Origin of the sequence: Bhargavaea cecembensis, from assembly GCF_000826125.2 — a bacterium.
GTDB classification, from domain to species: domain Bacteria; phylum Bacillota; class Bacilli; order Bacillales_A; family Planococcaceae; genus Bhargavaea; species Bhargavaea cecembensis_B.
Genome location: NZ_LN651372.1, coordinates 216136 through 232767 on the forward strand (window position 1 = coordinate 216136; position 16632 = coordinate 232767).

Below are 16632 nucleotides of genomic sequence, written 5' to 3' on the forward strand. Positions count from 1 at the left end.
TCCCGGTTAAATAAAATCCTTCTTTTCCAGTGAATAGATGATCTGCTCCGCCCCAAATCTCATGACCCTTCCCGCTTCCTCCATTCCGAGACGAGTGAGAAGCCGTCGGGAGGCGGTGTTGGCGGCCTGTGTTTCGGCAAGCAACCGGTCGAGCCCCTTTTCATCGAATGCATGCCGGATCACTGTCCTCACCGCTTCGGTTCCGAATCCTTCACCCCAGAATTCAGGCAGGATCTGAAAGGAAATTTCTGTTGCTTCGCCGTCGTGGTGAGGGTCGAGCGAAATCATTCCGATGAATGCGTCATGTCTCCGTTGTCGGATCACCCAGGATGGGCCGGGATTCTTGAGCATCTCATCGAAAGCCCGCTCTACTTCCTCCGGAGGTCTGGGCCCGCCGAGATGGGCACGGACTTTTTCACTTCTATAAAGGGACTGGACATCCGGCAGGTCACCGGGAACCGGTGGCCTAAGGACGCATCGTACGGTTTCTAACATCCGGTGTCTCCCCTCCGGCCAGCGCGGCCCTCAGCTTTTCTTCCAAAGAATCGAAGTCGACCGACGATATGTCGATGTCCGGCTCCACCCAGCCGAAACCGTCGTTTTTGAAACGCGGAATGATGTGCATGTGGTAGTGTTCCACGTCTTTGAAAATCCCGTTGTTTTGCATGACGGTGATGCCGTCCGTGCCGAGTTGCCCTTCGATTGCCCGGGCGATGTTCTGGGCCGCCCGGATCGCGGCTGCCAGGCTCTCCGGATCGACGTCGGTGAATTCAGCCGTATGCACTTTTGGAACGACGAGCACATGGCCCGGATTGATCGGATATCTGTCGAGGAAGCAGCAGACGTGTTCATCCTCATAAAGGATGTGTGCCGGTGCTTGGCCGGAGATGATCTTGCAGAAAATACAGGCGGTCAATGGCGATTCCCCCTCTGTCGCTGTTCAGACAATTCTACCACACGGCAAGGTCCGCCGACCGATTCCTGTAAAAGCGCCGCATTTCGGCGTGATGGCCTCGCGAATAAAAGCAACGCTTCTGCGGATATAGATAACGCTCACTCCGATAAAAGCAACGCTTCGCCGGATAAAGATAACGCTTCTGCGGATAAAAGCAACGCTTTATGTCGAAGGAAGATTCACTCGGCAAAAGCGGCGCGGTCGTTGACGATTCGTTTGTCGTCATGCCCTGCGGGAATAGGTGAAGAAAGAGCGGGGGTGGAGGCGTGCGCGATGCGGCGAAGCTGGCGGCGATCGGATTGATTGCGGGGACGGTGCTGATCGTCGTGCTGAAACTGGTGGAGTTGCTGACGGGGAATCCGGCGTATGTGCTGCTGTTCAACTTTGATTACATTCCGGTTGTGAACAGGTGGCGGCCGGTGTGGCTGATCGGGCTGCTGTTCCACTACGGAATCTGCGTCTTTAGCGCGATCATTTTATTTTATTTCCTCCGGCCGTTCGGGCGGGAGCATTGGATCTCGCCGTATGTGGCGGTTTACACGATCGGCTCGGCGCTGTTGTTTTCCCTGACGGCGCTGTCGGACCAGCCGCCCGAGTTTTCGGACGGGGTGGCTTGGGTGTACTGGACGCTCGCGCATGCCGTGTTCGGCTGGGTCGTCGGCTGGCTGATCCGGAAGTGGGTTTGAGGCTTATTTGCAAAAGTTTGACCGGGATCAAGGTTCCCGGCCGGCCGCGGTGGGACAATGGTCTCAAGGAGGCGGTCGACATGAACGGCCACGAAATGAGCGTACAAGCTGAAAAAATGCAGTGTGAATGCGTGGTGCAGGTGGACCGGATGATCAGCGAAGGGCTTGGCGGCGGGTTCATTCTCAGCGAGTATGACGGCGGACGCCTGGACGATCCGGTGTCCCGCGAGCGGGAGGTGGTGCCGGCCGTCTCATGACGGCGGACCGCCTCGCCCGATCTTGCATGTGCAACCCAACAACTTCACATCCGAACATTCCACTCATCGCAGCGCCGGTCTACCGGAGCTGCGGCTTTTTTGCATTGGGCTACCAGGCGCCGTGGTTCTCGTGTAGGATGGAATCAAATGGAGCCAGAGGAGCGCGAAGCGATGGGAAACCGGCGGAACAAATGGATTGGACGACCGGCCGCGGCGGGACTGGCCGCCGGCGTTTTCCTCGGCGCGCTGCTGTATGCGGCCGAGAAGGCGACAGGGCTGAAGGTGTATACGCTCTTGATGAACATCGACTACGTGCCGGTGCTGAAGGAATACCGCTTCCCCGCTCCGGTCGAGTTCTCGTTCCACCTGATCGTCTCGGTCGTCCTTGCCGTCATCCTCTTCCGGATCGTCCTCCGCTTCCGGTGGACGGGCCGGCGGATGGCGGGATGGGTCACCGCGCTCAACGGGATCGTCGGTCTCGGTATCTGGCCGGTAACCGCGCTGTCGGAACGGACGCCTGCGCTTGGCGATGCGGCGGCGCTCGGCGTGTGGCTCGCAGCGCACCTGCTGTATGGCGGGGTGCTGGCCTGGATGTTCGGAAGGATACTGAGGAAAGAAGAAAGTTAAATACCGGAATGCCGTCCACCCGATTCTTTCTTAACATTCACGACTGTTTGCTTAACATTCAGCGGCTCTTTCTTAACATTCAGCCCGTTTTGCTTAACATTCAGCTCCCCTTGCTTAACATTCACCCCCTCACACCCGATTCCGCATCAAAAAGCCGCCCATCACAGGCGGCTTTACTCTTTATCGATTCACTTCGTTAAACGCAACCGCAATGCCCGCGCCGATCTTCGCGTTGTTCTTAACGAGGGCGATGTTTGCTTCCAGGCTCTTGCCTTCGGTGAGTTCCTTCACTTTTGCGAGGAGGAACGGGGTGGTGTCTTTGCCTTTGATGCCGTTTGCGGCGGCTTCGTCGAGCGCGTTTCCGATGATGCCGTTGATGAAGTCGGCGTCGAGCGCATCCGAGTCGGGGATCGGATTGGCGATGACGGCGCCGCCTTCGAGTCCGAGGTCCCATTTCGCCTTCAGCATGCCGGCGATTTCATCCGGGCCGTCTGCGCGGAGGCCGAGCGGGAAGCCGCTTTTCGGCGTGAAGAACGCCGGGAGTTCGTCCGTGCCGTAGCCGACGACCGGGACGCCTTTCGTCTCGAGGTATTCGAGCGTGAGGCCGAGGTCGAGGATCGACTTGGCGCCCGCGCAGACGACGGCGACGTTGGTCTTGCCGAGTTCGTCGAGGTCCGCGGAGATGTCCATCGTCTCCTCGGCGCCGCGGTGGACGCCGCCGATGCCGCCGGTGACGAAGATCCGGATGCCGGCGAGTTCGGCGCAGATCATCGTCGCGGCCACCGTCGTCGCACCGGGCTGCTTCGTCGCTACGACCCACGGCAGGTCGCGGCGGGACACTTTCGCGACGCCTTCCGCATTGCCGAACATTTCAAGTTCCTCGTCGGACAGGCCGATCTTGATCTTGCCGTCGATGATGGCAATCGTGGCCGGCACCGCGCCGTTCTCGCGGATGATCTCCTCCACTTCGCGGGCGGTCCGGACATTCTGGGGATACGGCATGCCGTGGGAGATGATCGTCGATTCGAGCGCGACGACCGGCTTGCCTTCGTCCATCGCTGCTTTCACTTCTGCGGAAAAGTCGAGATATTGGTTGATCATTGGAGTTCCTCCGTTTCGGATTCGAGTTGGTCTTTCGTGAGCTCAGGGCGCACGGTGTGCGGGGAGCCGAGCGTTCTGGCGGCGTTGACAAGGCCGAGCCGGATGATTTCATCGAACGGGCGGCCTTCAAGATGCCCGTGCAGAACGCCGGAGACGAACGCATCCCCCGCGCCCGTCACGTCTTCCACCCGGACGCGCGGGACAGCCGGGCAGCGGTGCACCCCTCCGCCCTGCGACCCGGCCATGACGCCGTCCGGGCCGGCCGTCACGGCGGCCGAGCCGGCGCCTTTCTTCAATAAAAGCTGTACGGCCTGTTCCCAGGTTGCGTCGTCCCTGATCGTGATCCCGGTGTAGGCTTCGGCTTCGTCCCGGTTGCAGATGAACCAGGAGACGCCGTCCAGGTTATCGGGCATGCGGTCCATCTTTGGCGAGGAGACGGGGACGACGGCGAGCGGGGTTCCGTTCCTGCGGGCGATTTCCCGGACGTGCTGCACGGTTTCTGCCGGGCAGTTCAGGTCAATGACGATGAGTGCGGCACCTGCGAGCGCGGCGGCGTGCGAGTCGATAAAGGCGGGGGACAGTTCGTCATAGACGTCCATGTCGGCGAGTGCGACGGCCATCTCCCCGTCCGGGTTCAGGACGGCGGAATAGGATCCGGTCGTCCGGCCGGGGAGCCGGGCGACGTGGGTCAGGTCGATGTGATTGGCCGACGCCTCTTCGATGCGCTGCCAGTCGGCATCATTGCCGGCGACCGTGAGCAGGCTCACCGGGTGGCCGAGGCGGCCGAGGTTCTCCGCAACGTTTCGCGCGACGCCGCCGACCGAGACGGAGACNGCTTCGTCGCTACGACCCACGGCAGGTCGCGGCGGGACACTTTCGCGACGCCTTCCGCATTGCCGAACATTTCAAGTTCCTCGTCGGACAGGCCGATCTTGATCTTGCCGTCGATGATGGCAATCGTGGCCGGCACCGCGCCGTTCTCGCGGATGATCTCCTCCACTTCGCGGGCGGTCCGGACATTCTGGGGATACGGCATGCCGTGGGAGATGATCGTCGATTCGAGCGCGACGACCGGCTTGCCTTCGTCCATCGCTGCTTTCACTTCTGCGGAAAAGTCGAGATATTGGTTGATCATTGGAGTTCCTCCGTTTCGGATTCGAGTTGGTCTTTCGTGAGCTCAGGGCGCACGGTGTGCGGGGAGCCGAGCGTTCTGGCGGCGTTGACAAGGCCGAGCCGGATGATTTCATCGAACGGGCGGCCTTCAAGATGCCCGTGCAGAACGCCGGAGACGAACGCATCCCCCGCGCCCGTCACGTCTTCCACCCGGACGCGCGGGACAGCCGGGCAGCGGTGCACCCCTCCGCCCTGCGACCCGGCCATGACGCCGTCCGGGCCGGCCGTCACGGCGGCCGAGCCGGCGCCTTTCTTCAATAAAAGCTGTACGGCCTGTTCCCAGGTTGCGTCGTCCCTGATCGTGATCCCGGTGTAGGCTTCGGCTTCGTCCCGGTTGCAGATGAACCAGGAGACGCCGTCCAGGTTATCGGGCATGCGGTCCATCTTTGGCGAGGAGACGGGGACGACGGCGAGCGGGGTTCCGTTCCTGCGGGCGATTTCCCGGACGTGCTGCACGGTTTCTGCCGGGCAGTTCAGGTCAATGACGATGAGTGCGGCACCTGCGAGCGCGGCGGCGTGCGAGTCGATAAAGGCGGGGGACAGTTCGTCATAGACGTCCATGTCGGCGAGTGCGACGGCCATCTCCCCGTCCGGGTTCAGGACGGCGGAATAGGATCCGGTCGTCCGGCCGGGGAGCCGGGCGACGTGGGTCAGGTCGATGTGATTGGCCGACGCCTCTTCGATGCGCTGCCAGTCGGCATCATTGCCGGCGACCGTGAGCAGGCTCACCGGGTGGCCGAGGCGGCCGAGGTTCTCCGCAACGTTTCGCGCGACGCCGCCGACCGAGACGGAGACGGTCGACGGGTTCGAGGTGCCGGCCTGGACGGGTGCCTTCAAGTGGAACTTCCGGTCGACGTTCGCCCCGCCGATCACCGCGACGCGGTTTTCCTCGGCGAGCACATAGGCACGGCCTTTGATGACGCCCCGGCGCGTGAGCCCGGATATGAGGTTCGCGAGCGCCGGCCGCGACATGCCGAGTTGCTCCGCCATCTCCTGCTGGGTGAGGTAAGGGTTCTGCCGGAGCAGCCCGACGATCGCCGATTCCTTGTCCGTCATGGCAGGACCTCCTTCAGGGTCATTACTTTTGTTTGTATTTTAAACTCTTGTTTAAACGATGTCAACCCGGCCTTCTTTCGTTCCGGAGGCTCTTGCTTTAGATTGGAAGCCTCCTCCTTTAGATTCAAAGGTTCCTCCTTTAGTTTCGAAGGCTCCCGCTTTAGATTCAAAGCCTCCAGCTTTAGTTTCGCCCCTCCCCACCATGAATAAAACCCGCCCGGGTCGCCCCCGGCGGGTTCCATATTCATTCATATAAATCGGCAACGAGGTCGATCAGCTCGAGCGGATCGTCCGCGGTGACGGCGTACAGGACGGCGCCCCGCTGCCAGGTGAGCTTGTGGGTGTCCGACGACATGTCGAACGAGCCGGCGGCGAGTTCTTCGGGCGGCGGGAGCATGCGGTCTTCGAGCTTGGCGACGATTTTCTTGGCGAGTGCGGTCATTTCGTCACCGGCACCCGGGTTGTCGATGTTCTGGTTGCGCATCGAGAATGACCATTTGCCTTCATGCCACGTCAGAAAAACACTGCCGGCTCCGGCATCCTTAAAGCCGCTGATGCCGTAGCCGAGGTTGACGTTCCCCTTCCCTTCCGGCTCCTGTTCGTAGCCGACGTTGGATTTGGCGGAACCGGGAGATTCATAGATCCGCGCTTCCGCAACGGCGTCTTGCGGGAGCCCGTCCAGTTCCTTGGCGTTCAGTTCTAAAGGTTGATCCGTGAGATAGTAAGTCACCTGATATCGGTCGGCTTCGGCGTCGACCGCGGCGCCGAGGTACTTCCCGTTCGGTGCGGGCACGCCGGGCAGGGCGGGTTCCATGTCAGCGGCGGCTTCCACTTGTTTCCGGATTTCCGACAGGAGATGCGCCCGGTGGCCTGCGGGATCCTCCCCGCCATCCGGCTGTCCGGCTTCCTCGGACTCCCCGCCGTCGGCACCGCCGGTTTCTGCTGATTCGCCGTCATCCGGTTCGCCGTCACCGGATTCACCGGCCTCCTGCCCTTCACTGCCGCCGGTCTCCATGTTTTCTCCGGTTGTCCCGCTGCCGGCTGCCCCTTCGCCCTGCCCGTCTGTGTTCTCTTCCTGCACCGCCGGATCCGGGCGGTCCGGGCTGCAGGCGCCGAGCATCAGCAGGCAGGCGGCCGGAACGAGGATCGCCGTTCGCGTCTTCTTCATCCGGCTCCCTCCTTTGAAATGTGTCTCCCTCCTATTTACCCTCCCTGCAGCCGGGGTATCCGCCCCTCTGACATAAATAACCCCCGCTCCGGATGCTCCTGGGCGGGGGTTGAATGTCAATTAAGATGGTTGTTCCGTGCCCATTTCGGCGCGGACGACATCGGCGATGCGTTCGGCGTAGCGGGACGCTTCGTCTTCGGTCCGGGCTTCGACCATGACGCGGACGAGCGGCTCGGTGCCGGACGGCCGGACGAGGACTCGGCCATTGCCGGCCATGTCTTTCTCGACTTCGCTGATTGTGGCGGCCACTTTGGCATTGTCCGCAACGGCGTTTTTGTCGGTGACGCGGATATTGATGAGTTCCTGAGGGAACATCCGGACATCCGCGGCAAGGTCGGACAGGGAGCGGCCGGTCTCTTTCATGACGTTCACGAGCTGGATCGCCGTGAGGAGTCCGTCGCCGGTCGTGTTGTAATCGAGCATGATGATATGGCCGGACTGCTCGCCGCCGAGGTTGAATTGATGTTTCTTCATTTCCTCGACGACGTAGCGGTCGCCGACGGCCGTCTTGACGCTTGTCACTCCGATCTCATCAAGCGCTTTGTAGAAGCCGATGTTGCTCATGATCGTGGAGACGACCGTGCTCTTGCTGAGGCGGTCTTCCTCTTTCAGGTGGCGCGCCAGGATGAAGAGGATCTGGTCGCCGTTCACGATGCGGCCGGTTTCGTCGACCGCGATGAGGCGGTCGCCGTCGCCGTCGAAGGCGAGGCCGATGTCGGCTTCCTTCTCTTTCACGAAGCCGGCGAGCGCTTCCGGGTGGGTCGAGCCGACGCCGTCGTTGATGTTCAGGCCGTTCGGCGAGGAGCCCATCGTCGACAGGTCCGCGTCGAGGTCGGCGAACAGATGGGTCGCGAGCGAGGACGTGGCGCCGTGTGCGCAGTCGAGCGCGACGTGAAGGCCGGTGAACTCTTCGTCGACCGTCTGCTTCAAGTACTGGATGTACTTCTGTCCGCCTTCTTTGTAATCGGTGACGCTGCCGAGCGCCGCGCCGGTCGGACGAGGGAGCTCGTCCGTCTCTTTTTCAATGAGGGCCTCGATCTCTTCTTCCTGGTCGTCGCTCAGCTTGTAGCCGTCGGCACCGAAGAACTTGATGCCGTTGTCTTCGACAGGGTTATGGGATGCGGAGATCATGACTCCGGCATCTGCGCTCATGGCGCGTGTGAGGTAGGCGACGCCCGGCGTGCTGATGACGCCGAGCAGCATGACATCTGCTCCGATCGACAGGAGACCCGCGACGAGCGCGCTCTCGAGCATATGGCCCGAGACGCGGGTGTCGCGTCCGATCAGCACCTGCGGCTTGCCCGTCGCATGCTGGGTCAAAATGTACCCGCCGTAGCGGCCGAGCTTGAATGCAAGTTCAGGCGTCAGTTCGGCGTTTGCCACGCCCCGGACACCGTCTGTTCCGAAATGTTTTCCCATCGATCTCTCTCCTTCACCTATTGAAGTTCAAGTAGATTAATTGTTGTTTATGCCGTCAGCACCCGGACGGTCACACGCTGGACGGAGGGGACGGCGCTGATTCCTTCAGGGCCGGCGACCTGCACGTTCAACGAGGATTCCCCGTCCTGGAGGCCCGCCGCGTCGACGAAGACCGCGAAGTCCTTCTTGCCCGCAGAGGCGAGCGCCGACTGTTTGCCCCGGACGGTCAAAGACACCTGGCCGTTCGGCGGCTGGACAACTTCACCCTTCTTTCCTTCCACCAATCCGCGGATTTCAACCGTCATTCCGGCAAGCTCCCGACTTTCTTCGACATCAGGCGAGGCATTTCCTTCCTCTTCCGGCTGCGGCTTGGGCTTTTCCTGCGGTTCGGCAGGAGCTTCCGCGACACCGCCGTTGCCGGCATCCGGACTTTCCTGTTCTTTTGCCGGATCGGTCTCGTCATCCGGTGTTGCGGCCATCGCTTCTTCACTGTCGTTCGAGCTTGTCTGCACGTTCACTTCGATCTTGCCCGGCGACACTTTCGTCACGCCCGACGGTTTCGGGACTTCGACGGTGAGTTTGCCGGTCCCCGAGACTTTCGACAGGTCGACATCGACCGGGACGTTTTCGAGGTTGTCGACGACGTTCCGCGGGCCGGACACTTTCACCGATTCGGTTGCGGAGGTAATGTCGCCGACCGTCACGCCCTCGGGCGGCTTTCCGGTGCGGCGCAGGGTGACCGGGACCGAGCGGGTGTACTCGGAGATGTCGGCCTTGACGGTCACTTCCGCCGGCTCGATCTCGACATTGAGCTTGTTGAGTTCCCGGTCGAGCACCCGCACGCGGGCCTTCTGCTCGATCGGGCCGTCGACGCCGCCCTCAGCAGCGACGGACGCCTTCACGAAGCTGATCGAATCGACGATGCTCTTCGCCCCGGTCACCATGACCGTGGACGGATCGGTTTCGATTGAATTAATGATGTAATTGTCGGCGAGCAGCTGCTCGTTCATTTCCGGGTCGACCCGGAATTCCTTCGTGATGCGTTCTTCGATCATGACATCGACCGTGTCCGGATCGATCCGGACTTCCAGCTTGTCCGACAGGTTCTCATGCTGGATCTTCACGGTGTGCGCACCCATCACGAGCGAGCGGAGGTCGACGAACAGGGTGAAATCCTTCAGTGCGCGGGTCGTCTGGACGATATTGGCGGGCCCTTCGATCGTCAGGTTGACGGATTCCGGGACGCCGGTGACGATCAGGTTTTCATTGTCATAGTACACTTCGACCGGGATATCCTGCAGCACGGCGATGTCCGTGCCTGCAGCCGCCTTGCCGCTCTGGTCCTCCTCCGACTGGACGACCAAGAAGAGCAGGAGCGCGAACAGCAAGGCCAATCCCCGGAGAAACCACGGATTGTCCATGAATCTATCCATTTTTCTTCACTCCCCGTTTCCACTTGGAGGCGGCCTGCGGCTCGGGCACCGGCCCGAACCACATCTTGCGGAGGAGCGCTTCGAACTCCTCCGTCGACAGGTTGCGGTGGAGGTCTCCGTTCGCCGTGATGCTGACGGCACCGGTCTCCTCCGAGACGACGACCGTGATGGCATCCGTCACTTCGCTCAAGCCGAGCGCCGCGCGGTGGCGCGTGCCGAGCTCTTTCGAAATGAACGGGCTTTCGGACAGCGGCAGATAGCACGCCGCCGCGGCGATCCGCTGCTGCTGGACGATGACCGCCCCGTCATGCAGCGGGGTGTTCGGGATGAAGATGTTGATGAGCAGTTCCGAAGTCAGGTCCGAATGCATCGGGATCCCCGTTTCGATATACTCACTGAGCCCGGTCTCCCGCTCGATCGAGATGAGCGCGCCGATCCGCCGTTTGGCCATGTAGCCGACCGACTTTGTGACCGATTCGACGAGCCGGTTGCGTTCCTCCTCTTCCTGGAGGGCACCGCGCGAGAACAGCTTGCCCCGCCCGATCTGCTCGAGCGCACGCCGGAGTTCCGGCTGGAAAATGATGATGACGGCCAGGAAACCCCAGGTGAGGATCTGTTCCATGATCCAGTACATCGTCTTCAGGCCGAGTTCCTTCGTGAGGAACCAGGCGATGATGATGACGAAGAGGCCTTTCAGGAGCTGGACGGCCTTGGTGCCCTTGATGATGGCGATGAGCTTATAAAGGACGAACCACACGAGCAGGATATCAACGATGTTGATGAGCGCTTCCATGAAAGTGAAGTCCGAAAAACGTTCCATTAACGACACAGGCATCCCCGCCTTTTCTTCCGGTTACATACCGTACATTATAGCATATCCAAGGGGCCTGAGGCTTGCGGGAACGGATTGCGGCCGGGGGACCGGAGCGGGTGCTGCCCGGGCGGAACGTTATCTTTTTGGCGCAAAGCGTTATCTTTATCCGAGAAAGCGTTATCTTCATCCCGCAAACTCAAAAAAGATCCGCCCCTGTCCCCGGGCGGATCTCTCTTTCATTCCTCTATTCTTCTCCGTCGCTCTTGTCGTTGCCGAATACCGAGACGGCGTCTTTCACGCCGGCCTTGATCTTGTACCAGAGCCATTCGAAGGCCTGGTTGATCTCGTCGATCTGGCCGGTGACGACAGCGGTGGACGCCATGTATTTCGAGCCGTTGATCACCATGACGTTGCCTTCGACTTCCCCCTCGATTCGGAGGTCGCCGTTTTTCACGACGAGGTCGCCCTTGACCGTTTCGCCTTCAGGCACGGTGACTTGGTTGCCCTGGACGACGATGTTCGGCTGGCGGGAAACCGCGAACTGGTCTTCTGTATGGAAATTGGAAAGCAGGGCCACGCCCGCCAGGAGAATGAACATCGCAGCAGCAGCGAGCATCGGATGCCGGCCGAACCACCGGCGCACGCCTGCGCCCTGGCGCTCTTTCGGCAGGGCTGCCATGACGTTGCTGACAAGGCCGGCCGGTGCTTCGACCGGAGCAGCGCTCTTCAGGAAGGCAACCGAACGGCTGAGCCCGTCCATATGTTCCTGGCAGGCCGGACACTTCTCCAGATGCTCCTTTAGAATTTGTTCATCCCGGCGGGTGATTTCCCCATCCAGATAATCATGCATATATCGGACGATTTCTTCCGGACACGGTTTCATCCCTGGTCCCTCCTACAAAGTCTTCATTTGTTTTCTAAGGGCTTCGCGGCCCCTATGTATGCGTGTCTTCACCGTGCCGAGCGGCAGCTCCAGAATCTCGCTGATCTCCTTGAGCGGCAGTTCCTCGATGTACCGGAGGACGATCGCCGAGCGGTATTTATCAGGGAGCCGTCCGATCTCATAATGGACACGGTCCTGGAGTTCCATCCGTTCGACTTCTTCCTCGGGCAGGGGCGAGTCGTGTGCGATGCTGGAATAATGATCGAGCCCTTCCGTCCCCGGCACGGGGGCGTCCAAAAAGGCGTCCGGCTTTTTCTTGCGGATCCGGTCGATGCACAGATTGGTCGCAATCCGGTAAAGCCATGTCGAGAACTTCCGCTTCTGATCGAACGTATGCAGGTTGATATAGGCCCGGATGAACGCTTCCTGGGTGATGTCTTCCGCTTCGTGCTGGTTGCCGAGCATCCGGTAGCAGACCTGATAGAGGCGGTTCTGGTACAGGGAGACGATTTCCTCAAATGCAGACTGGTCCCCCTTTAGGACTTGCTTGATTTTTTTATTTACGATGTCTTCCATTTTTTACGTCTTCCCTCCGCTCCATGCGGCTGTCTTATATACGAGCAACCATGCAGATTGGTTTCACTTTTTTCTTCATTCCATTGTAGCAAAGGGAAATCTAAAAATCCTACAAATTTTAAAAAGCCGACTCCTGTGATAGGAATCGGCTTGAAAAGGCTTTAAATCAAGGTTTCGCCGAACAGCGAGCCCATCAGGCCCACGGCGACGTCTGCTGTTTTATTGTACTCGTCGAGGATCGGATTGACCTCGACGAATTCGGCGGAAGTGATTTTCCCCGAAGAGTGGAGCATTTCCATCGCGAGGTGGCTCTCCCGGTAGCTGATGCCCCCCTGTACCGGCGTGCCGACGCCCGGTGTGTAGAGCGGATCGAGACCGTCAAGGTCGAGTGACAGGTGGATGCCGTCGACACCGCGCGATTCGAGGTAGCGGAGGGCGTCTTCCATGACCGCCTTCATCCCGTCGCGGTCGATTTCGTGCATCGTGTATACTTTGATGCCTTTTTCCTTCACGAGTTCGCGTTCGCCCGGGTCGACGGAACGCGCGCCGATCACGACGATGTTCTCCGGATTCACTTTCGGCCCGTCGCCGATCGACGTGAGGTCTTCGTGGCCGAGGCCCATCGCGACGGCGAGCGGCATGCCGTGGATGTTGCCGGACGGCGACGTTTCCGCCGTATTCAGGTCGGTGTGGGCGTCATACCAGATGACCCCAAGGTTTGAATAATGCTCGGACAGGCCGGCGAGCGTGCCGATCGCGATGCTGTGGTCGCCGCCGAGCACGAGCGGGAAGCGGCCGTCTTTGACGGTTTCCGACACTTTCGCGGCGAGCTTCTCGTTTCCTTTCGTGACCGCCGGCAGGTTTTTCAGGTTCGTGCCGGACTGATCGCGCGGCAGATCGGTGTCGAGCGGGATGTCCCCTTCGTCCCGAATCTCGCGGACGAGCTCCTGCAACCGCTCCTCAACGCCGGCATACCGGATCGCGCTCGGCCCCATATCAACTCCGCGGCGGCTCTGGCCGAAATCTGCCGGAACCCCGATAATGGAAATTTCCTTGTCTCTCATAATCCCATTCCCCTTTCGATTCTACCGTTCTATTATGGAACGGAAAGGCGGAATGGCTCAACCGGACATGTTTTGTAATATTTATTCATCGGCGGCCGGAGCGGACTCTTTTTTGGGGGAATCGTTCGATTCGAGAAGGCAATCGTTCAATTCGGACGCGTAATCGTTCGATTCAAAGCAGTAATCGTTCGATTCGGACGCCTAATCATTCGATTCAAAAGGATAATCGTTCGATTCGCCCGTGAATGCCCTCGTCACCCTTTCCAGGACCGACACTTCACCCGGCATCACTCCGCACTCCCGTGAATTCGGATTCCGGCCGGAAGATCGTGTTGTCGCGGATCTGTTCGATGGCGTGGGCGGTCCAGCCGACCATGCGGGCGATGCTGAAGGTCGGGGTGAACAGTTCCGGCGGCATGTCGATCGCACGCATAACGGCGGCAGCGTAGTATTCGACATTCGTGTACAGCCTACGGCCGGGTTTGTGGATCTCCAGCAGGCGGATGATTTCCCGCTCCGCCGTGACGGCGAGGTCGAGCCAGTCGTCCTGGCCTTCGAGTCCGCGGCACGTCTCCTGCAGCAACACGGAACGGGGGTCTTCGGTCCGGTAGACGCGGTGACCGAATCCCATGATCTTTTCTCCGGACGCCAGCTTCCCTTCGATGACTTTTGCCATGTCCGCCGCCGCTTTCATTTCCTCTAGCAAATCGATCACGCCGGACGGGGCGCCGCCGTGGAGCGGCCCTTTCATCGTGCCGAGCGCGGATGTCACGGCGGCGGTCAAATCGGACTCGGTCGAGATCGTCACCCGGCCGGCGAATGTCGAAGCATTCATTCCGTGTTCCATCGTGAGCTTCAAGTACATGCCGAGCGCCTCGGCCTTTGCACGGTCAGGCTTTTCTCCTGTGAGCATCCACAGATAGTTCTCTGTCTGCCCGAGCCCGGAGTCCGCCGGGCAGTTCCCGAGCCCCGCCTGTTTCCGGTAATGGCCGGAAATGATGACAGGGAGGGCGCCGGTCAGAAGGGCCGCCTGTTCACCGATCGGGCGGCTCTTGAACTCCGGATGTGCGTATGCGGAAATCGCCGTCCTCGCGGCATCCATGATCGGCATGTCGGCGGGCAATGTCCTGAGCAATGCATCAATATGCCCGGGCAGCACCCGGCCTTCCTTGAGCAGCCGGTCGATCTCCGACAGCCGCTCCGGGCCCGGCAGCTCTCCGTCCCATAGGAAGCCGGCGATTTCCTCGTACGTCCGGCCCGGCAGCAATCCCTCCACCGGCCGGCTCCTGTACCGGAGCTTTCCGTTCTCTCCGTCCACCTCGGCGATTGTTGTTTCGACGGCGACCACGCCTTTCAAGCCTTTCTGAATCATGTCCAACGCCTCCTTTCCTCCAGTATAGGAGGCCCGGTTGATTAAAGAAATTAATGATTTATAATTGAAACAATTACCGTTTTTAATCGTCCGGGAGGAATCCACATGGAAAATCAATGGCTGCGTACATTCTGTGCGGCGGCGGAAACGCTGAATTTCAGGAAAGCGGCGGAGCGGCTCCTCATGTCCCAGCCGAATGGAATCAGTATCCTTCGGGAATGTGGGTATATATAAGCGATGCGATGCGGAAGGTCACGGGGTGAAAGGGGTTTCTCATGTTTGGCCTGAAGGATTTGATCTCTCTCATTATCTCGGCGTTCATTATCCTGCCGGTTGTCATATTCATGCGGGAACTCGGCTATCTGATCGTGAGCTGGCTGTTCGGGGTGAAGAAGCCGCGGATCACGGTCGGTTCGGGGCCCCGTTTGTTCAAGTACGGGATTTTGGATGTGCGCAAATATTATCATCTTTACAGCTGGTTTTCGTATGACGAGCTGAAGCATAAGAATAAGTGGATTTACGTGGCGATCTATTCCGGCCCGATTTTGGTGAATGCGGTCGCCGGCATCACGATCAACGCTTTGCTGGCGAACGGGATCATCGTGAAGTTCGAGACGTTCTGGAGCCGGTTCATCTTTTATCAGTTTTACTATGTGCTGTTCGATGTCGTGCCGATGAAGACGGTGAACGGGATGCCGAACAACGGGATGATCATCTACGAGATGCTCCGGTACGGGAAGCGGACGGACTACAACAACGAGCCGTTCATCCCGTCGACGTCCGAGGTCGAGGAGGAGTACGAGGAACAGATGGAAGAGATCGAGGAGATGAAGGATGAGATTCAAGACGTCGGGGAGGAACACGAAAAGCACGAGCGGGAGAAAGAGCGGGAAAAGGAGGACGGAGCGCAGGATGGCGTCGAGTCCGGTGAACGGGCCGATCCGAAGTCGGACGAGAAGGATACCGGCGAGGATCGGGAGGACGAGAAGGACCGGCAGGAGCGGAAGACCGGCGGGATGGAAGAATGAATCGGATGCATCGAAAAACGGGGCTGTCCAGAAAGTCGATAAAAACGACTTTCTGTGACAGCCCCTTTCTGTTTTTTATCTCTCTCAAAAAAATAGAAAAAGACCGCTGCCTTTTGTAGAATGGAGTCACCACAACAACACACACAAAGGAGCGATCTTTTTATGTGCAATCCGAAGACTGCTACAACAGAGTATATCACAGAAATGGAGATCTTGGCAGAGGTGAACAAGCCTGAGGAAAAACGTCCAAAACGCCGGTTGGCGCCTGTCTTCAAGCCCTATGATAACCGCCAGTCCTTCGCCATCTTCGATGTCGAATCGCTGGTTCCCGATGACCATGTGGCACGTGTCATTGATGAAATGATCGAGACGATTCCGGATGATCAGCTCATTGCGCATTATTCCGGAGGCGGCCGCAGTTCTTACCACCCGAAGATGATGCTTAAGATCATTCTTTACGCCTACTCCCAAAAGGAATATTCCTGCCGGCGCATTGAAAAGCTGACAAGGGAAAGCATTCCTGCTATGTGGCTGGCCGCCGGCCAGCTTCCCGACTACCGGACCATCAATGAGTTCCGCGGGGTCCGAATGCCCAAGATGATCGATGATTTATTCGAAGCGATGGTGATGGAATTGCATCATCGCGGCTTCATTGACTTTGAAAATTACTTCCTCGATGGGACGAAAATCGAGGCGGATGCCAATAAATATTCCTTTGTATTCAAGAAAGCGGTGTTGGGATACGAGGAAAAGCTGAAAAAGAAAATCAGCGAGACCCTGCAGGAGATCCATGAGATTGCAGAGGCAGAGGGATTCGAAATGGGAAGTCTGCCTGAAGGTGATCCTTCGGTGGAGGAACTGATGGAGACCGTCTCCCGTTTGGAAGGACAGGAAGAGATCCTGACGGACAAAAGTGAGAAAGAGACAGATACAGCGGTCCGCAAGGGAATCCGTAGAAAA

19 protein-coding genes and 1 pseudogene are annotated in these 16632 nt (G+C 59.3%); 6 read left to right on the forward strand and 14 right to left on the reverse strand.

What is annotated here, in order from left to right; translation table 11 throughout:
* Positions 1 to 6: 6 nt before the first annotated feature.
* Both BN1189_RS03815 and BN1189_RS03820 read right to left on the reverse strand, forming a co-directional pair.
* On the reverse strand, positions 7 to 495 hold the full coding sequence (locus BN1189_RS03815) for a GNAT family N-acetyltransferase (RefSeq protein WP_040225632.1): 489 nt from the start codon (positions 493 to 495) through the stop codon (positions 7 to 9).
* A complete protein-coding gene (locus BN1189_RS03820) occupies positions 467 to 916 on the reverse strand; it encodes an HIT family protein (protein ID WP_052455620.1) in 450 nt (149 codons plus the stop codon). Before BN1189_RS03820 ends, BN1189_RS03815 begins: the two co-directional genes overlap by 29 nt.
* A gap of 305 nt (positions 917 to 1221) precedes the next feature.
* Here BN1189_RS03820 and BN1189_RS03825 point away from each other — a divergent pair, with 305 nt between their 5' ends.
* The 3 genes from BN1189_RS03825 (at position 1222) to BN1189_RS03830 (ending at position 2525) form a co-directional block, all read left to right on the forward strand.
* Positions 1222 to 1641 carry a hypothetical protein gene (locus tag BN1189_RS03825; protein ID WP_040225635.1) on the forward strand — a complete coding sequence of 140 codons (420 nt, stop codon included), beginning with the start codon at positions 1222 to 1224 and terminating at the stop codon, positions 1639 to 1641.
* Positions 1642 to 1721: 80 nt separating this feature from the next.
* On the forward strand, positions 1722 to 1898 hold the full coding sequence (locus BN1189_RS15960; RefSeq protein WP_179860901.1) for a hypothetical protein: 177 nt from the start codon (positions 1722 to 1724) through the stop codon (positions 1896 to 1898).
* A gap of 147 nt (positions 1899 to 2045) precedes the next feature.
* Entirely contained in the window at positions 2046 to 2525 is a 480-nt protein-coding gene (locus BN1189_RS03830; protein ID WP_052455621.1) for a hypothetical protein, read from the forward strand.
* Positions 2526 to 2705: 180 nt separating this feature from the next.
* Here the strand turns inward: BN1189_RS03830 and BN1189_RS03835 are convergent, their stop codons facing one another.
* The 12 genes and pseudogenes from BN1189_RS03835 to BN1189_RS03895 all read right to left on the reverse strand — a co-directional run bounded on the left by BN1189_RS03835 (position 2706) and on the right by BN1189_RS03895 (position 14644).
* Complete coding sequence (locus BN1189_RS03835; protein WP_179860902.1) at positions 2706 to 3626, reverse strand: pseudouridine-5'-phosphate glycosidase; 921 nt, start codon at positions 3624 to 3626, stop codon at positions 2706 to 2708.
* Positions 3623 to 4480 (reverse strand): carbohydrate kinase family protein, encoded by an 858-nt coding sequence (locus tag BN1189_RS03840; protein ID WP_082194130.1) that lies wholly within the window; start codon positions 4478 to 4480, stop codon positions 3623 to 3625. Before BN1189_RS03840 ends, BN1189_RS03835 begins: the two co-directional genes overlap by 4 nt.
* Positions 4435 to 4761, reverse strand: a pseudogene (locus BN1189_RS03845) (pseudouridine-5'-phosphate glycosidase); the annotation flags it as partial. The gene BN1189_RS03840 and the pseudogene BN1189_RS03845, both read right to left, overlap by 46 nt.
* On the reverse strand, positions 4758 to 5855 hold the full coding sequence (locus BN1189_RS03850; RefSeq protein ID WP_040225638.1) for a carbohydrate kinase: 1098 nt from the start codon (positions 5853 to 5855) through the stop codon (positions 4758 to 4760). The pseudogene BN1189_RS03845 and the gene BN1189_RS03850, both read right to left, overlap by 4 nt.
* Positions 5856 to 6099: 244 nt before the next feature.
* Positions 6100 to 7023 (reverse strand): hypothetical protein, encoded by a 924-nt coding sequence (locus BN1189_RS15965; RefSeq protein ID WP_040225644.1) that lies wholly within the window; start codon positions 7021 to 7023, stop codon positions 6100 to 6102.
* A gap of 120 nt (positions 7024 to 7143) precedes the next feature.
* The gene (glmM, locus tag BN1189_RS03865) at positions 7144 to 8502 is read right to left on the reverse strand and encodes a phosphoglucosamine mutase (protein ID WP_040225647.1); all 1359 of its coding nucleotides are present in this window, start codon (positions 8500 to 8502) and stop codon (positions 7144 to 7146) included.
* A gap of 47 nt (positions 8503 to 8549) precedes the next feature.
* A complete protein-coding gene (locus tag BN1189_RS03870; RefSeq protein WP_040225649.1) occupies positions 8550 to 9935 on the reverse strand; it encodes a CdaR family protein in 1386 nt (461 codons plus the stop codon).
* Positions 9928 to 10764 carry a diadenylate cyclase CdaA gene (gene cdaA, locus BN1189_RS03875; RefSeq protein ID WP_098049683.1) on the reverse strand — a complete coding sequence of 279 codons (837 nt, stop codon included), beginning with the start codon at positions 10762 to 10764 and terminating at the stop codon, positions 9928 to 9930. The genes BN1189_RS03870 and cdaA overlap by 8 nt, the downstream gene beginning before the upstream one ends.
* 229 nt (positions 10765 to 10993) lie before the next feature.
* Positions 10994 to 11632: an anti-sigma factor family protein gene (locus BN1189_RS03880; RefSeq protein ID WP_040225654.1), complete on the reverse strand. Its 639-nt coding sequence runs from the start codon at positions 11630 to 11632 to the stop codon at positions 10994 to 10996.
* 12 nt (positions 11633 to 11644) lie between these two features.
* On the reverse strand, positions 11645 to 12208 hold the full coding sequence (gene sigW, locus BN1189_RS03885) for an RNA polymerase sigma factor SigW (RefSeq protein WP_040225656.1): 564 nt from the start codon (positions 12206 to 12208) through the stop codon (positions 11645 to 11647).
* Between the two features lie 161 nt (positions 12209 to 12369).
* On the reverse strand, positions 12370 to 13272 hold the full coding sequence (gene rocF / locus BN1189_RS03890; RefSeq protein WP_040225659.1) for an arginase: 903 nt from the start codon (positions 13270 to 13272) through the stop codon (positions 12370 to 12372).
* A gap of 277 nt (positions 13273 to 13549) precedes the next feature.
* Positions 13550 to 14644, reverse strand: a complete 1095-nt coding sequence (locus BN1189_RS03895) for a citrate/2-methylcitrate synthase (protein ID WP_040225662.1) — start codon at positions 14642 to 14644, stop codon at positions 13550 to 13552.
* 105 nt (positions 14645 to 14749) lie between these two features.
* Here BN1189_RS03895 and BN1189_RS03900 point away from each other — a divergent pair, with 105 nt between their 5' ends.
* From BN1189_RS03900 to BN1189_RS03910, 3 genes are all read left to right on the forward strand, one after another.
* A complete protein-coding gene (locus BN1189_RS03900; protein ID WP_257125367.1) occupies positions 14750 to 14878 on the forward strand; it encodes a LysR family transcriptional regulator in 129 nt (42 codons plus the stop codon).
* Between the two features lie 41 nt (positions 14879 to 14919).
* Positions 14920 to 15672 carry a hypothetical protein gene (locus tag BN1189_RS03905; protein ID WP_040225663.1) on the forward strand — a complete coding sequence of 251 codons (753 nt, stop codon included), beginning with the start codon at positions 14920 to 14922 and terminating at the stop codon, positions 15670 to 15672.
* A 162-nt stretch (positions 15673 to 15834) separates the two neighbouring features.
* Positions 15835 to 16632, forward strand: a 798-nt coding sequence (locus tag BN1189_RS03910) for a transposase (protein WP_179860903.1), incomplete at its 3' end; no start/stop codon positions are given.

Excerpts from the sequence above, each read along its gene's own strand:
- BN1189_RS03900 (WP_257125367.1), top strand. The coding sequence starts at position 14,750 with ATGGAAAATCAATGGCTGCGTACATTCTGTGCGGCGGCGGAAACGCTG.
- rocF (WP_040225659.1), bottom strand. The coding sequence starts at position 13,272 with ATGAGAGACAAGGAAATTTCCATTATCGGGGTTCCGGCAGATTTCGGC.
- BN1189_RS15965 (WP_040225644.1), bottom strand. The coding sequence starts at position 7,023 with ATGAAGAAGACGCGAACGGCGATCCTCGTTCCGGCCGCCTGCCTGCTG.
- BN1189_RS03850 (WP_040225638.1), bottom strand. The coding sequence starts at position 5,855 with ATGACGGACAAGGAATCGGCGATCGTCGGGCTGCTCCGGCAGAACCCT.
- glmM (WP_040225647.1), bottom strand. The coding sequence starts at position 8,502 with ATGGGAAAACATTTCGGAACAGACGGTGTCCGGGGCGTGGCAAACGCC.
- BN1189_RS03895 (WP_040225662.1), bottom strand. The coding sequence starts at position 14,644 with ATGATTCAGAAAGGCTTGAAAGGCGTGGTCGCCGTCGAAACAACAATC.
- BN1189_RS03880 (WP_040225654.1), bottom strand. The coding sequence starts at position 11,632 with ATGAAACCGTGTCCGGAAGAAATCGTCCGATATATGCATGATTATCTG.
- BN1189_RS03815 (WP_040225632.1), bottom strand. The coding sequence starts at position 495 with ATGTTAGAAACCGTACGATGCGTCCTTAGGCCACCGGTTCCCGGTGAC.
- BN1189_RS03835 (WP_179860902.1), bottom strand. The coding sequence starts at position 3,626 with ATGATCAACCAATATCTCGACTTTTCCGCAGAAGTGAAAGCAGCGATG.
- BN1189_RS03870 (WP_040225649.1), bottom strand. The coding sequence starts at position 9,935 with ATGGATAGATTCATGGACAATCCGTGGTTTCTCCGGGGATTGGCCTTG.
- BN1189_RS03905 (WP_040225663.1), top strand. The coding sequence starts at position 14,920 with ATGTTTGGCCTGAAGGATTTGATCTCTCTCATTATCTCGGCGTTCATT.
- BN1189_RS15960 (WP_179860901.1), top strand. The coding sequence starts at position 1,722 with ATGAACGGCCACGAAATGAGCGTACAAGCTGAAAAAATGCAGTGTGAA.
- BN1189_RS03830 (WP_052455621.1), top strand. The coding sequence starts at position 2,046 with ATGGAGCCAGAGGAGCGCGAAGCGATGGGAAACCGGCGGAACAAATGG.
- sigW (WP_040225656.1), bottom strand. The coding sequence starts at position 12,208 with ATGGAAGACATCGTAAATAAAAAAATCAAGCAAGTCCTAAAGGGGGAC.